The organism is Streptomyces sp. NPDC001270 (genome assembly GCF_042896695.1).
Taxonomy (GTDB): Bacteria; Actinomycetota; Actinomycetes; order Streptomycetales; family Streptomycetaceae; genus Streptomyces.
The window spans coordinates 263,907-279,096 of record NZ_JBIAXM010000002.1 but is presented as its reverse complement, the minus strand read 5'-3'; the positions used below and the strand labels follow the sequence as shown (position 1 = coordinate 279,096).

General features: G+C 73.1%; 12 protein-coding genes. 7 read left to right on the top strand and 5 right to left on the bottom strand.

The window, feature by feature from the left end; all coding sequences use genetic code 11:
- Nucleotides 1-88 precede the first annotated feature (88 nt).
- Nucleotides 89-928, bottom strand: coding sequence for an SDR family oxidoreductase (locus tag ACFY2B_RS05055; protein ID WP_390761750.1), 840 nt, complete (start codon nt 926-928; stop codon nt 89-91).
- Between the two features lie 92 nt (nt 929-1,020).
- On the opposite strand from ACFY2B_RS05055, the gene ACFY2B_RS05050 reads away from it, so the two are divergent.
- Together ACFY2B_RS05050 and ACFY2B_RS05045 are read left to right on the top strand one after the other, a co-directional pair.
- The gene (locus tag ACFY2B_RS05050) at nt 1,021-1,392 is read left to right on the top strand and encodes a winged helix-turn-helix transcriptional regulator (protein WP_390761749.1); all 372 of its coding nucleotides are present in this window, start codon (nt 1,021-1,023) and stop codon (nt 1,390-1,392) included.
- 32 nt (nt 1,393-1,424) lie between these two features.
- On the top strand, nt 1,425-1,664 hold the full coding sequence (locus ACFY2B_RS05045) for a hypothetical protein (RefSeq protein WP_390761748.1): 240 nt from the start codon (nt 1,425-1,427) through the stop codon (nt 1,662-1,664).
- A 17-nt stretch (nt 1,665-1,681) separates the two neighbouring features.
- Here ACFY2B_RS05045 and ACFY2B_RS05040 read toward each other — a convergent pair whose 3' ends face one another.
- The gene (locus tag ACFY2B_RS05040) at nt 1,682-2,254 is read right to left on the bottom strand and encodes a TetR/AcrR family transcriptional regulator (protein ID WP_390761747.1); all 573 of its coding nucleotides are present in this window, start codon (nt 2,252-2,254) and stop codon (nt 1,682-1,684) included.
- A gap of 541 nt (nt 2,255-2,795) precedes the next feature.
- On the opposite strand from ACFY2B_RS05040, the gene ACFY2B_RS05035 reads away from it, so the two are divergent.
- Nucleotides 2,796-3,296, top strand: a complete 501-nt coding sequence (locus ACFY2B_RS05035; protein WP_390761746.1) for a MarR family winged helix-turn-helix transcriptional regulator — start codon at nt 2,796-2,798, stop codon at nt 3,294-3,296.
- A gap of 22 nt (nt 3,297-3,318) precedes the next feature.
- Nucleotides 3,319-4,899, top strand: coding sequence for an MDR family MFS transporter (locus ACFY2B_RS05030; RefSeq protein WP_390761745.1), 1,581 nt, complete (start codon nt 3,319-3,321; stop codon nt 4,897-4,899).
- 254 nt (nt 4,900-5,153) lie between these two features.
- Here ACFY2B_RS05030 and ACFY2B_RS05025 read toward each other — a convergent pair whose 3' ends face one another.
- The gene (locus tag ACFY2B_RS05025; protein WP_390761744.1) at nt 5,154-5,717 is read right to left on the bottom strand and encodes a carboxymuconolactone decarboxylase family protein; all 564 of its coding nucleotides are present in this window, start codon (nt 5,715-5,717) and stop codon (nt 5,154-5,156) included.
- A 23-nt stretch (nt 5,718-5,740) separates the two neighbouring features.
- Nucleotides 5,741-6,118, bottom strand: a complete 378-nt coding sequence (locus tag ACFY2B_RS05020) for a nuclear transport factor 2 family protein (protein WP_376522753.1) — start codon at nt 6,116-6,118, stop codon at nt 5,741-5,743.
- Nucleotides 6,119-6,473: 355 nt separating this feature from the next.
- Between ACFY2B_RS05020 and ACFY2B_RS05015 the strand changes: the two genes are divergently transcribed.
- The 3 genes from ACFY2B_RS05015 (at nt 6,474) to ACFY2B_RS05005 (ending at nt 12,366) form a co-directional block, all read left to right on the top strand.
- Complete coding sequence (locus ACFY2B_RS05015; RefSeq protein ID WP_390761743.1) at nt 6,474-6,905, top strand: DUF3806 domain-containing protein; 432 nt, start codon at nt 6,474-6,476, stop codon at nt 6,903-6,905.
- Nucleotides 6,906-7,207: 302 nt separating this feature from the next.
- On the top strand, nt 7,208-9,916 hold the full coding sequence (locus ACFY2B_RS05010; protein ID WP_390761742.1) for an AAA family ATPase: 2,709 nt from the start codon (nt 7,208-7,210) through the stop codon (nt 9,914-9,916).
- 185 nt (nt 9,917-10,101) lie between these two features.
- Complete coding sequence (locus tag ACFY2B_RS05005) at nt 10,102-12,366, top strand: ATP-binding protein (protein ID WP_390761741.1); 2,265 nt, start codon at nt 10,102-10,104, stop codon at nt 12,364-12,366.
- A gap of 151 nt (nt 12,367-12,517) precedes the next feature.
- On the opposite strand, the gene ACFY2B_RS05000 is transcribed toward ACFY2B_RS05005, so the two are convergent.
- Nucleotides 12,518-15,052, bottom strand: a complete 2,535-nt coding sequence (locus ACFY2B_RS05000) for an FtsX-like permease family protein (RefSeq protein ID WP_390761740.1) — start codon at nt 15,050-15,052, stop codon at nt 12,518-12,520.
- Nucleotides 15,053-15,190 lie beyond the last annotated feature (138 nt).

The following is a 15,190-nucleotide window of genomic DNA, read 5'->3' as shown; positions in this document are numbered from 1 at the left end:
TCGGCCGCCGTTCCACACCGGCCTGCCGAGCGGTTCGCCGACGCGTCACGATCATCATCGCGTCATGTCCGCATCGGACATGGGTACTTCAGCGGAACGCGGCGACGTTGCGGGCGGCCCAGTCGGCGAAGGGGCGCGGGGCGCGGCCGAGGACCTGCTGGACGTCCGGGCTGACGCGTTGCTCGGCCGGGGTCGGGGAGCTGAGGATGTCCAGGGTGTCGTCGGCGAGTTCCGCCGGCATGCTCTGGGTCATGGCGGCCTTGGCCTCGTCGCGGGTGAGTTCGTGGAACCTCACCGGCGAACCCAGCGCGGCGGCGATGGCCTCCGCCTGCTGACGCGGAGTGATCACCTCCGGGCCGGTCAACTCGTACACGCCGCCGGTGTGCCGGTCCTCCAGCAGGCAGGCCGCCGCGACCGCGGCGATGTCCGCCGGGTCGATGATCGGCACCCCGACGTCACCGAAGGGCGCGGCGACGCCCTGGTGCGTGCGGACGGACTCGGCCCACCACAGGGCGTTGGAGGCGAAGCCGCCCGGCCGCAGGATGGCCCACTCCAGGCCGGACTCCCGCAACGTGTCCTCCAGTGCGCGTATCGCGATCCGTGTCGGGCCGAAGGGCCTGGTCACCACGCCCAGTGTGGAGAGCAGGACGACCCGGCGGACGCCGCTGCCCGCAGCTTCGGCGATGATGTCGGCAGGGCTGGCTCCGGTGGCGTGCAAGTCGCCGGAGAGCAGCAGGAACAGCGCCTTCGCCCCGGCCAGCGCGGGCTTGAGGCTGTCCGGCTCGGCCAGGTCGGCCACCACGTGGCGGACGCCGTTCGGCACCGCTGCCGTGTGCCGTGACACCGCCGTCACCTGCTGGCCCGCCTCGGCCAGCGCCTGCGTCAGCGGTCGGCCGATGTTCCCGGTAGCCCCGGTCACCGTGATCATGATCAGCTCCTTGTCGGATGTTCTCTGTGGCCATCACGCTAGGAGAAGGGGCTAACTCTTGGTAAGGACATACCTTGAGGTAAGCTCATGGCATGGTGGGAGGCGTGCAGCGCAGGCAGGTCGGGTCGGCGGAGCGGTATGACGTGTTTCACACTGACTGCCCCGCGCGTGATGTGGTCGACCACGTGACCAGCAGGTGGGGCATCTGGGTACTGATCTCCTTGCGGAGCAACGACCTCCGGTTCTATGAGCTGCGCGAGAGCATCCAGGGCATCAGCGAGAAGATGCTCGCCCAGACGCTGCGCGCGCTGGTCCAGGACGGCCTGGTCTGGCGGGAGGTCGAGCCGACGACGCCGCCCCAGGTCACCTACGGGCTGACCGAGTTCGGCCGGGAGGTCAGCGAGCCGCTGACGGATCTGTTCGACCGGATCACACGGCGGCTGCCGCCGCGCAGCGCGGGATAGCGCGGTGGTGGTGGCTGTTGCCCCGTGACGCGATGGCCGACCCGCTGAGCCAGATTTCGGCCCTGCTCTCACAGCGCCCGCTGGCCGAACTCAGCGTGCCGGCCGACGAACTCAGGAAGGTCGATCCGCCTGCCTTCGACGGCCACACCGGGTGGCACGAACGCGAACGGGCGGGCCGTCAGGCGGGAAGTAATGGTGGCGACCTGGCGGGCCGTCAGGCGGGAAGCAACTTTGGCGCGACCTGGCGGGCCCGTCAGGGGGAAAGCAACTGAGGCGCTCCGGCGGCCCGTCAGTGGTTGGTCCGGCCGCACAGGCCGTCCATCACGACGTCCAGGAGGCCGGTGTCGGGTCCGCCCGGCCGGTCGGCCCCGCCCTCGGCGGCCCAGACGTACGACATGAGGAGCAGGACCTCGTGCGCGGTGACCCCGTTCCGCAGCCGGTGCGTCCTTCTGCACGCGGTGAGCAACTCGTCGAGCACGGCACTGATCTGCTGGTAGGCGGGTCTGTCCGGGTCCGCGCGGGTGGCGGCCGCCACGGCCCGGGACACCGCCGTGCCGAGACCGCCGTAGCCGGCCAGCCGCTGAAGCCACAGCCGCAGCGCCAGGACGGGCTCGTGCCGCTCCAGCAGACGCGGGGCCGCGTCGACCAGTTCGTCGATCTCGGCCCAGTAGACCGCCAGCAGCAGATGGTCGGAGGTGGGGAAGTGGCGGTACATCGTCCCCTGGCCGACTCCGGCGCCCCGGGCGATCGCCTTCAGCGTCGCCCCGGGCGTCGCCGCGAAGGTCTCGCGCGCGAACTCGATGATGCGGGTGCGGTTCAACTGCGCGTCGCACCGCAACGCGCGAGGTGCGCTCTGCGTCATCGACGGCCTCCGATCGGGGCACAGGGAGGTATCTGGAAGAGACATGTGTTCACCAGTCTAAGCGGTGCCACCGTACGGATCTCGGGGGATGTGTTTGGCGGGCCCCGCCGCGGAGGCCGGGTGCTGTACACACGTGTTACGGCCGCGGCGGGCTGGTGCGGCAGGCGGGGCGCCGGGCGGGACGGGACAGTAGTCCGACGCAGCGACCGGCGGTGTCCGGCCCGCGCGACGCAGTCATTCGACGGATGTGCGCGGCAGCAGGCTCGTTGACACTGGTCAGGGCCCGGTCCGCGGGGCGGGCCCTGGCGCCCGTGCCATCCGCACCGCTCGGGTCCGACCCGTCGGACGTGGCCACGACCGACGAAAGGCCGTCCCGATGTCCGGCGTCACCGACACATCACACGTGCGCCGGTATGTGTTTTCTGGCACATGTATCACGGGAGGATAGGTGTCTTGGTGAGAATGCGTCCTCAGGCACCTGACAGCTTGCCTGCGGCGCTCATATGAATGGTTGCTTGAAGCAATGACATTGGAGGCGGACATGGCCGATACGGCGCGGTACGAGGAGTTGGTCCGCCAGTTCAGCGCCTTCGGCGCGGTGCGGCGGGAGCTGGGCCGCATCCTGCCCGACGGCTGCTCCAACGGCTCCGTCGCCGTGCTGGCGCTGCTCAGCCGCTACGGCGACCTGCGCATCGGTGAGCTGGCGGACCTGCTCGCGGTGGACATGTCGGTCGCCAGCCGGCAGGTCGGGCAGCTCGTCGGGCGGGGCCTGATCGACCGCTTTCCCGACCCGGCGGACGGGCGGTCGCGCATCCTGCGTCTGACGCCCGAGGGCCGGTACCGACTCGGCGAACTGCACGGACGGACCGCTCGGCTGCTCGCCCGCCGGCTGAGCGACTGGACCGACGACGAGGTCGGCGAGCTGGCGCGACTCATGTGCCGGCTCCGGGCGAGTTTCGACGACTCCTGGAGCGAGCCGGCCCCGTCCGCCGCACCGTCCGCGGACGGCCGGACCACCCGCCCGTCCGCGATCACCACTTAAGCGAATCAAGCGAAGGAAGCCCATGGCTACGACCACACCAGGCGGTGTGCGGGTGCACGAGGAGCACGAAGGGGACTCCTCCGCCGCGGACATGACGCACCGGCAGATCATGGAGGCGCTGTCCGGGCTGCTGCTCGGCCTGTTCGCCGCCATCCTGTCCTCGACCGTCGTCACCAACGCCCTGCCCGAGATCATCAGCGATCTCGGCGGCGGCCAGAGCGCCTACACCTGGGTCGTGACCGCGGCCCTGCTGGCGGTGACGGCGTCGACTCCCCTGTGGGGCAAACTCGCGGACCTGTTCAGCAAGAAGACGCTGGTCCAGACGAGCCTGATCATCTACGTCCTCGGTTCCGTGGCGGCCGGTCTGGCGCAGAACCCGGCCACGCTGATCGGCGCCCGGGTCATCCAGGGCCTGGGCGGTGGCGGCCTGTCCGCGCTGTCACAGATCGTCCTGGCCGCGATGATCTCCCCGCGGGAGCGGGGCCGTTACTCCGGTTACCTGGGCGCCACCTTCGCCGTCGCCACCGTCGGCGGTCCGCTGCTCGGCGGTGTCATCACCGGCACCAGCTGGCTCGGCTGGCGCTGGTGTCTCTTCATCGGTGTGCCCTTCGCCCTGATCGCGCTGGTCGTGCTGCAGAAGACGCTGAACCTGCCGGTCCTCAGACGCGAGGCCAAGGTCGACTGGGCCGGTGCCTTCTTCGTCACCGCGTCCGTCTGCCTGCTGCTGCTCTGGGTCACCTTCGCCGACGACAAGTACGCGTGGCTGTCCTGGCAGACGTACACGATGGTCGGCGGCGCGATCGCGCTGGCGCTGGTCTTCCTGTTCGTCGAGACCAAGGCCCGCGAGCCGATCATTCCGCTGCGCCTGTTCCACAACCGCACCATTCTCCTCGCCTCGATCGCCTCGCTGTTCGTCGGTGTCGCGCTGTTCGCGGGCACCGTCTTCTTCAGCCAGTACTTCCAGCTGGCGCGCGGTGACTCACCGACGCGATCGGGTGTCATGACCTTCCCGTTCATCGGCGGGCTGTTCATCTCGTCGACGGTCTCCGGCCAGATCATCACCAGGACCGGCAGGTGGAAGGGGTGGCTGCTGGCGGGCGGCGCGCTGCTGACGGCGGGCCTCGGCCTGCTGGGCATGCTCCGCCACGACACCCCGTACTGGCAGATCGCGCTCTGCATGGCGCTGATGGGCCTCGGTGTCGGCATGACGTTGCAGAACCTCGTGCTCTGCACGCAGAACCAGGTCGCCCCGACCGACCTGGGGGCCGCGTCCTCCGTGGTGACCTTCTTCCGGTCGCTCGGTGGCGCGGTGGGCGTCTCGGTGCTCGGCTCCGTCATGTCGGCCCGGATCAGCCACTACGCACGGGAGACGATCGGGCGGCTCGGACCGCGGGACCAGGCGACGGCGGCGAGTGCCCAGGGCACAGGTGACCTGCCCGATCTGCGTCTGCTGCCCGGTCCGGTCCGCGTCTGGCTGGAGAGCGCCTACGGGCACGGGATCGGCGACATCTTCCTGTACGTCGCCCCGGTCGCCTTCGTGGCCTTCCTCGTGACCCTGTTCATCAAGGAGGTCCCGCTGCGAACCGGCCGCACCGGCGAGTAGCCGGATCCCCCGGCCCGTGGCCGGCAGGCTCCGTACGGGAGTGTGTCCGCCACGGGCCGGTCTCCGCCGACGCGTTCCTCCGGCGGGACGGCCTGCGGCAGAGCGGCACCGAGGCCAGGTCCGGTTTCCGCGGCCACCGGGTGCCCGCCACCATCCCGTAGCCCTGCGCCCTGCGCCCTATGCCCTATGCCCTATGCCCTACGCCCCACGCCGCACCGGTCCGAGCCGACCGCTTGGCTGGCTCGGGCCGGAGTTCAGCGGGAGGCGCTGCCGTCCGGGGTGTTCAGCACCTGCTCGTCGCCGTAGACCTTGGTCACCTCGATGTCCAGCACGGTGGAGATCCGGCCGAACGACCAGTAGTAGCCGATCACCTGAAGCACCTCGACCAGCTCGCGGTCGGTGAGGAACGTGCGGGCCCGCTCGAACACCTCGTCGTGGACGCGGGGCCACTGGACCACCTCGGCCGTGAACCGGAGCAGGGCGCGGTCGGCGGGCGAGAGGTCGGGGCTGTCGAGCTGTCCGTCGCGGATGAGCCGCCGGGTCCGCTCGTCGACCCCCGCGGCCTCCGCCATGGGGGTGTGCTGGGCCTCGACGAAGGTGCTGCCGGTGTACCGGGCCACGGCGAGGATCACCAGTTCGCGTGCGCGGTCCCCCAGCTCCAGCGAGGTGAACAGCGTTCTGGCGAAGCCGACGAACGGCTGCACGGTGCCCGCCGAGTGGGACATCATCCTGACCATCGGGTCGGGCGGCAGGGCGTCGAGAAGTTCGCGGACCTCCGCCGGGAACGAGGCGGGATCCGGGTCGGTCAGGCGGGGCATGTCGTACTCCGATCGTCGGGGGATCAGCGGGTCTCGTCGGGGGCGGTGTCGAAGCCGGTCTCGCTCAGGTGGCGGAAGCGGCCGTCCTCGGCGAGGGTGCCGAAGACGGCGATCTCCCGGTGCTGGGCCGAGCCGTCCCGCAGGGTGATCCGGAAGACATGGCGCTCGGCGTAGGCGGAGCCGTCGCGCAGTTCGTCGAGCACGGTCACCGTGCCCGCCGTGACCTGGGTCCTGATGCGCGCGACCAGCTGTGTGAACTCGGCGCGTTCCATCGTCCTGCCGTCGCTGCGGTGGGTGTAGTCCGGGGCGTAGTAGCGGTCCAGGACTTCGTGCAGCGGCACGTCGGGGTCCGGTTCGAAGACCAGGGCCCGGAGGGCTTCGCTGATACGCGCGTGATTCATCGCGGGGTGTCCCTTCGGTTCGGTGCGGGGGAGGGAAGCAGAAGTAGCGGACTCCAGGGTCCGGTAATGCGATAGTACCGGACCCTGGGGTCCGGTTTCATGTGTGTGTGCCACCCCGGGCATATCGGCCGACGCCACCCGTCACGGAGAGGCGGCACATGTGTCGAGCGGGCGGGGAACTTGCGTGTGCGGTGCCGGAGCCGGCCGTGCCGGCCCGGACCACGCAACCGGAACACGTGGAGACCTGGCCGCGCGGTGTCTGTTCGGGCAACCCGCCGAGACCAAAAGGACATGTTCACACGGATGTTCTCCGGCTAGCCTCGAAGACACTGACGGCAACGGTCCGAGGACGAACATGCAGCTGCATCTGAACTACCCCGTGGAGCCTGACAGCGCGCCTCGCCGTGCGGCTGCCATCGTCGAGGCCGCAGCCGACATCAGCTACGCCCGGCTGGACTACAGCCCCGACAGCATCGGTCTGGTGGAGGACATCGTCGACGGCTTCCGGACCGACGGCGCCACAGGGCAGGAAATGGCCGACTCCCTCGTCGGCTTCGGCTGCTACGTCGGCGAGATCCTGACCCGGCACGCGGGCGGAGCCTGGCGCCGGGCGCCCGACGACGAGCACACCGTCCCGCTCGTCGTGGAACTGCCCGACACCCGGGAATGCCACCCCATCGACTGGGTGTTCCGCCGTCTGGAACACGGGGCCGACGTCAGCATCCGCGACCTCTACGCCGGAGCCGACCCGGGACACACTCCCACCGCGGACCGCCCTCGCGGCTGAGGTCGCACCGGGACCCGGACGCACCTCGGAGCGCCCCGGTGGGAGAGGCCCCGGGGGCCTGCCGCACCCGCCGCGGTGCGGGCCCCGGGCCTGTCGTCACGCCCGCCGCTCCGCGGCCGGATGTTAAAATCACACCCATATCTCAGGACGGAGCGCATCGCCGTCGTACGACGGCGCGCGGGACGGACACGTCAGTCCCGGGGCAACCCTCCGTGCCACCCGGATCGGGTCTCCGCGTGTTCACCTCGTCAGGTGGTGACACACCCGCTGCCGGTCCGAGGACGGTCGGGGAAGAGCACGAGGTGAGCACACACATGTGGTCGGGCGACAGGTCCCTGGTCGGCCGCGGGTCCGCACAGGAACTGGTGGCCGCGTTGCTGGCGGCGCTGCCCGGCGGCGGCCGGGTGCTCCACCTGAGCGGGCACGCCGGCACGGGGAAGACGGCCCTTCTGCGGTGCGCCGGGACGGAGGCGGAGCGGCGGGGAGTGCCCGTCCTGTCGACCGCCTGGGCCCCGGCCGAACGCGGACTGCGGCACGCCGCGCTGCACGGCCTCCTCCATCCTCTTCTGGACCGGCTGACCGACCTGCCGGACCAGGACCGCTCGGTGCTGGAGGAGGCGTTCGGCGGCGCCGCCGGGCCCGCGCCCCACCAGTTGGCCGAGGCCGCGCTGCGGCTGCTGGCGACGACACCGGGGCCGGTCCTCGTCCGCGTGGACGACCTCGACCGGCTCGATGCCGCGAGCCGGGACACCGTGGGCGAGATGGCCCGGCGCTGCGGCGGCACACAGGTGGGGATGATCGTCGCACAGCGGACGCAACCCGCCGGCCCGCTCGCGCCGGACGCGCTCACCGTCACACTGGGGCCGCTCTCGCCTCCGCAGGCCCGCGAACTCGTCGAACGGTCCGGGCGGGTCACCTCGTACGCCGAACAGGAACTCGTCCTCGCCGTGGCGGCGGGGAACCCGCTCGCGCTCACCGAACTGTCGCTCAACGGCACCGGTCTCATGGACGCGGCGGGCCTCGGCATGCTGCCGGCCACGCCGCGCCTGGCCGAGGCGTACGCGGACGACCTCGCCGCATTGTCGGCACCGGCCCGCGACGTGCTGCTCGTCGCGGCCCTGAGCATGTCGCCGCTGACCCAGGACGTGCTCGGCGCCGGCACCCGCCTGCTGGACGGCGCCACCGCGGCCCGGAGCGGCCTGGCCGAGGCCGTGCGGCGCGGGCTGGTTGCCGAGCGCGGCGACCGCCTGCGCTTCGCCCAGCCGCTGCTGCGGGTCGCCGTCCTCCACCTGGAGTCCGCGGCGCGCCGGATGACCGCCCACGCGGCGCTCGGGCAGAGCGTCACGAGCCCGCTCCACGCGGCCTGGCACACGGCCCAGTGCACGGCCGGCGCCGAGGAAGAACTCGCCGCACGCCTGGACGCCCTGGCGGACGGGGCCTGCCAGGGCCCGGCGGTGCTGACCTGCCTGGCCGCGCTGGAGTGCGCGGCGCGGCTCTCCGCGGACGCGGAGCGGGCCGGGTGCCGGTTGCAGCGCGCCGCCGAACTGGCGTCGTACCACGGTCTGGAGGAGCAGGCCCGCCGGTACGCCCGGGGGATCGACGTCCCCGGACTCGGGGAATACGGTCGTGCCGTGCAGTTGTGGCTGCACGATCTGATGCCGAGCACCTCCTCCGTCGGCCGGGACCGGATACCCGAACTCTGCTCCGCGGCGCGCGCCGTCGCCGCCTCCCATCCCGACCTGGCACAGAAACTGCTGCACGCCGCGGCGGGCAGGTGCTGGTGGCAACAGGCCGGGCCCGCCGAACGGCGCACGGTCGCCGAGGCGGTCGAGGACCTGCGCCCGCGCCCGTGGAACGCACGAGATCTCGCCCTGATGGCGTTGGTCGATCCGCTGGCGGTGAGCCGGGTTTCCCCGCACCCCGCCCCGGGACCGGCCGACCGGTTCCTGCTCGGCCAGACGGCACACCTCACGGGCGACCTCCGCCGGGCGGCGCTGCTGCTGAAGGAGGCGGAGACGGACGTCCGTGCCGCCGGACGGCACCTGCAACTGCCGCAGATCCTCGTCGCGCGGGCCCTGGTGGAGGTCTGGCTGGCCACCCAGTGGCAGAGCACGGAGGCGATGACCGAGGAGGCCCGGACGGTCGCCGCGCGGACCGGACAGACGCGGTGGGCGGCGAGGGCGACCGGAGCCCAGGGCGTCATCGAGGCGCTGAAGGGCCGGCACGACAAGGCGCTGGAGTGCGCCGCGGAGGTCGAGGAGGCGTCCCTGCACCTCGGTCACGGCAAACAGCTCCGCCTGGCCGCACTCACCCGCGCGCTGACGGCGTCCGGCACCGGACGGTACGCCGAGGGCTACGCCCATCTGCGTTCCATGTTCACCGAGCTGACGACGCCGTACTCCTTCGAGCAGCTGTGGGGACTCGCCTTCCTGGTGGAGGCGGCGCGGCCCGCGGGGCGGCTCGCCGACGCCCGGTCCGTCGTCGCCCAGGTCAAGAGCCTGACCAGGACCGGGCGCGGGCCGCTGCTCGCACAGGTCCTGACCTATGCCGAGGCGGCCCTCGCCCCGGACGAGGAAGCGGAGGCCCGCTACCGCGAGGCGCTCGGCGACGCGGCCGAGGAATGGCCCCTGCTGTACGGCATGACCCAGTTCAGCTATGGCGCGTGGCTCAGGCGCGGGCGCCGCGTCGTCGAGTCGCGGGGGCCGCTCGCCACGGCCGAGCACGTCTTCCGGACGCTCGGTGCCCGCACCCGCGCCGAGCTGGCGGCCCTGGAACTGAGGGCGACCGGCGGGGCGGAAGCGGAATCCGAACCCACCGGCGACGAGGTCTCCCGCGTGCTGTCGCCGCAGCAACTCACCATTGCCCGCCTCGCCGCCCGCGGCCTGTCCAACCGGGCCATCGGGGAACAACTCCGCCTGTCCCCCCGTACCGTGGCCTCGCACCTGTACCAGATCTTCCCGAAGCTGGGTGTCACCTCACGTACCCAACTGGCCGAGAGACTGAAGGTGTGATGAGGGGGTGTCGCCCCTCGGTGCCGCGGGTGTCGCCGCTTCGGTGCCGCAGGTGTCGCCCCCTCGGTACCGTCCAACGTGTGAGATGTGTGTGAGTGCGTTCGATCCCGGACTGTTAGGTTTGTGCCGCGTTCTGACGTGCGGCGGGCCATGGGTCTCGTCGGCGGTACCGGGGGAGGACGGGGATGGACAAGCGGGTGTTCGGCCGGCTGCTGCGTGAGGCACGGCAGCGGTCGCTGCTGACGCTGGAGGACCTTTCCGGGGTCTCGGGGGTGAGCGTCCGGGCGATCAGCGACATGGAGCGGGGACGCAGCCTGCCCCGGCAGGCGACCCTCGGCGACCTGATGGACGCCCTTGAGCTGGACGAGGAGGCACGCCGGCACCTGGTCCAGGCGTCGGTGCGGCGGGTGCGGCAGGTGCCGCAGCAACTGCCGCCCGACCCCGCCGTCTTCCGCGGTCGCACGGAGGCGCTGCGGGCCGCCCACGGGGTCACCGGGCAGAGCGCCGCGGTGGGCGGCGGACACGTCGTGATCGCCGCGGTGGCGGGCATGGCCGGCGTGGGGAAGACGACGCTGGCGGTGCACTGGGCGCACGAGGTCGCGGAGCATTTCCCGGACGGCCAGCTGTTCGTGAACCTGCGGGGCTTCGAGGACTCGGGCCGGCCGCTGGAGCCCGGGGAGGCCCTCGGGGGGTTCCTGGGCGCGCTGGGGGTGCCCAGCAGCGAGATCCCGTCCGGTACCGAGGAGCGGGCGGCACTGTTCAAAGAACGGACCGCGTCCCGGCGGCTGATCGTCGTACTCGACAACGCCCGGGACTCGCAGCAGGTCAGACCGCTGCTGCCGGCGTCCGCGGGATGCCTCACCATCGTCACCTCGCGCAACCGGCTGTCCGGTCTGGTCGCCCGCGAAGGGGCCTCGCCGATCGGCCTGGAGGTGTGGACGCCGATCGAGGCGGTGGCCGCGCTGGCGGCGCGGATCGGCCAGGAGCGGTGCTGGGCGGAGCCCGAGGCCGCCGCCGAACTGGTCGCGTTGTGCGGGTACTTGCCGCTGGCCGTCGCGGTCGTCGGCGCGCAGCTGAGCACGGCTCCCGGGATGCCGCTGCGGCTGGGCGTCCGTGAGCTGCGCCAGGCCCGGCCCCGGCTGGACGCGCTGACGGCCGACGACCGGCGGGTCGACGTCCGGGCCGTGTTCTCCTGGTCGTACCGGGCGCTCACCGAGGAGGCCGCGCGGTTCTTCCGGCACCTCGCCCTGCACCCCGGCCCGGCGGTGTCCGCCGAGGCCGCGGCCTCCCTCGCGGGCGTGGAACTGCCGGCGGCCCGCAGGCATCTGCGCGAGCTGATCTCGGCCAGCCTGCTGTCCCGGGACGCCGAGGGCCACTACGTGCTGCACGACCTGGTCCGTGCCTACGGCGTCGAACTCATGGAGCAGGAGGACGACGACCGCCTGGCCGCCGAGACGCGCCTGCTGGACTACCTGCACCACAACGCCCGCACGGCCAACCGGTTCGCCACCCAGTTCACGTCCGAACCGACCCCTGCGCCGGTGGCGGGAGCGGTGCAGGTCGCGATCGACAGCCGCGAGGAAGGGCTGGACTGGTTCCGCCAGGAGGAGTCGGTCGCTGCCGCCGCCGTGCGCCTGCTGGTGGATCCCCGGCTGCTGGGCCACCGCATCAACGTCACCCAGGAATGGATGGCCTACAACGCGGTCGCGGGCCGCTGGACCGAGGAGATCTGGGCCTCCCGCATCGGTCTCGACGCGGCCCTCGTGCTCGACGACCCGGTCGCCGTCGTGACGAGCGGCAGGCAGCTGGCGCGTGCGCTGTGCGAGACGGGCCAACTCGGGCTGGCCGACGAGCCGGTCGCCCTGATCCTCAACCATCTGCACCGGATCCCGCTGGAGCACCAGGCCCGTGCCGAGCGGAGCGTCAGCTGGGCGCGCGCCCACCAGAAACGCTATACGGAGGCGCTGCCGCACGGCCGCAGGGCCCTGTCGATCGCCCGTACGCTCGGCCAGCGCCACGAGACCGGCCTCGCACTGACCCAGCTGGGCTGGGTCCTCGCCATGCTCGGCGACCACCGCCGGACCATCGCCCTGTGCGAGGAGGCGCTCAGCGTCCTGGGAGAGGTCGGGGACCGCCGTAACCAGGGGGTGGCCTGGAGCAACATCGGCTACGCCCAGCAGTGCCTGGGCGATCTCGACGCCGCGTTCGCCGGCCACCGCCAGGCGCTGCGGATCTTCGAGGCGGTCGACGACCCGTACAGCCAGGCGGAGGCACTGGACTACCTCGCCGCCGCGCACCTGGAGCGTGGCGACACCGAGCAGGCCAGGGCGAGCTGGACCCGGGCCGCCGAACTCTTCAGCGTCCTCCGCATCGCACGCGCCGCGGAGATGCGCTCCAAGGCGGCGGCTCTGCCGCTGCCCCGTCCCGAGACGCATCCGGCCGCCGGTTGAGCAGGCCCGCCGGCCGACTCCGGCGCGGCGAGCGGTCGTTGCTACGGGCGCGGACGGGTACGCACGGCGGACGGCGCGGACGGGTACGTGCGGCGGGCGGCGGTCGCGGATGGGTACGGACGACGGCGAGGGCGCTGACGGCGAGGGGCCCTCACCCCACCTCGCCGCCGACCGCCTGCGGCACCGGGACCGCCGCCGCCCGCACACCGGGGCCGAGCGCGGCGAGCACACCGACGGCTCCCGCCCCGGCGAAGACCACCAGCAGGGACGCCCACGGCACCGAGATCACCGCGCCCCCTTGGCCGGCCACCGCCGCCGCCCCTGCCGCACCGCCCGCCAGGATGCCCAGCCCGGAACCCAGCGACGACACCACCACCGACTCCAGCCGCAGCAGGGAGCGCACACCCGCGCGGTCGAGACCGACCGCGCGCAGCAGACCGATCTCGCGCGTCCGCTCGAACACCGCCATGCCCATGGTGTTCGCCACGCCCAGGGCCGCGATCACGGCCGTGACGCTGAGCATCGCGTACAGGACGGACAGCAGCGGGCCGTACCCCGCGGACGCGTCGCGTCCCGCGTCCGCCCGGTCCTGCACCAGCAGCACCGGATTGTGCAGCGCCCGGCGGATCTCCTCCTTCAGGTCCGGCGTGTGTCCCGGTGCGGAGCGCACCAGCACCGAGGTCACCTGGCCGCCGCCCGCCGGACCGGCTCCGGTCACGGCGCTCTCGGGGAGCAGGGCGGGCCCGAGGACTTCGGGACCGTCGTAGATCGCGACGACCCTGCGGCGCAGCCTGCGGCCGTCCGGCGCTCCCTCGTCGGTCAGTTCCTCGCCGGTGACCAGGTCGCCCAGCCGCCAGCCGTGTTCCGCGGCCAGGTCCCGGGTGACCGCGATGCCCCGGGACAGGTCGTCCAGGCTGCCTGCGTGCACGGTCAGGTCGGCGAGACGCTCCTTGCCCACGGCGTCGGGGTCGACGACCGCGGTCCACAGCGCGGAATCGCCGGGGAGGCGGAACCCGGCCTCGCGCACCGAGCTGACCGCGGCCACGTGCGGCAGCCGCGCCACCTTCGCGGCCGTGTCCGCGCCGATCTCCGCGAAGTCCACCGCGGTGATCCTGAGGTCCGTCGGCATGGCCGCCTCGGCGTCCCGTCCCGCCGTGGCGCCCAGCGAGGACAGCGCCACGGCGACCGCGCTGACGAGCGCCGCGCACACCGTGAGCGCCCCGGCGGTCGCGGCGGTGCGCCGGGGATTGCGGCACACGTTGGCCAGCGCCAGCGTTCCGCGCACGCCGGCCAGGCGCCGCAGCGGGCCCCGCAGCGCGCCGCCGAGGAGCTGCGCGATCCGCGGGGTGAGCAGGATCAGCCCGGCCAGCAGCACCGGCAGGGCGAGGGCCAGGACCGCGAGATCGCCCCCGGCGGCGAGCAGCAGCGCGCCCGCGCCGGTGGCGCCGAGCCCGGCCAGGTCGCGGCGCGTCGACTTCCCGGCCGCGGCGGGGAGTTCGGTGCGCAGCGCCGCGATCGGGGCGACGGCGGAGGCCCGCAGCGCCGGGACGTATGCGGCGGCGGCCAGGCCCACACCGACGCCGAGGGCCGTCAGCATCGGGAGGGGGGAGAGCACGTCCGGCGCCGCCGGTACCGCGGCACCGGCGGACGGCGCGAACAGCCGGGTCAGCACGGCGGCCACGCCGACGCCGACCGCGTAACCGGCGGTGGCCGCCAGGGCGCCCAGGAGGACCGCCTCGCCGAGCACCGTCCGCAGCACCCGGCCACGGCTCGCCCCCACCACACGCAGCAGCGCGTGCTCGCGGGCGCGTACGGCGCTCAGCATGGTGAAGGTGTTGCCCACCAGGAACGCGGAGACGAACAGGGCGATGCCCGCGAAGAGCAGCAGGAGCGTGCCGAGCTTCTTGCGGTCGGGCGCCGCCGCGGCCTCCGCGTCCAGCTGGGCCCGGGGGACCGCCTCCAGACCGTACGGCAGGACCCGCGCGACCCGCTCGGCGAGCGCCGCGGCGGAGGTGCCGGTGCCGGCGGTGAGGGTCACCGACCGGTACTGACCCGGCGCCGGCGCGAAGAGGTCCAGTGCGGTGGGCCGGTCGAACGCGACGAGCGTGCCGCCGGCCGCGACCCGCGGGTCGTGCACGGTGAAGACACCGGTCAGCCGGGCCGAGCGGACCTCGCCGGCGACGACGATCCGCACCCGGTCACCGACGCGGTACCCGCCGCGCCGGGCGGCCGACTCGTCGACGGCCACCTCGGCGGGGCCGTGCGGGCCGTGACCGCTCGTCAGGGGGTAGCGGGGATCGGCTCCGCGCCGGTCCGGTACGAAGTCCACGCCGGCCGCGGCGGACGCCTGCCCCACCAAGGTGCCGTCGCGCGCCACGAGGAAGGCGGTGCCCTGCGAGGTGCCCCGCGCGGCGGCCACGCCGGGCAGTGCGGAGAGCCGCCCCCGCAGCGCCTCGTCCGGCGCGGCTGCCGCTTCGCCGGGCCCGGGGCCGCCCGGGTCCACCGGGCGTACCTCCACCGAGACGTCCGGGCGGGAGGCCCGCTGGAGGAGCGCGGCGGCCCGGGACTGGGCCTGGGTGTACAGCAGCGAGCCGCTGACACAGGCGACCCCGATCAGCACGGCCAGCGCGGGCAGCACGAAACGGTGCCGGTCGCGGTGGAGGGAACGGACGACGGTACGGAACATGGGGCCTTCCAGCGCTGCGGGCGCCGGGAGACGACGCCGTGCGGAGACGGACGCCCCGATCCTGGGCCGAGCCCGGGCCGCGGCGGATCAGCCGGACGACCGAATGCCGTCACCGGTGACCGCTCCGCCTCGGCCGAA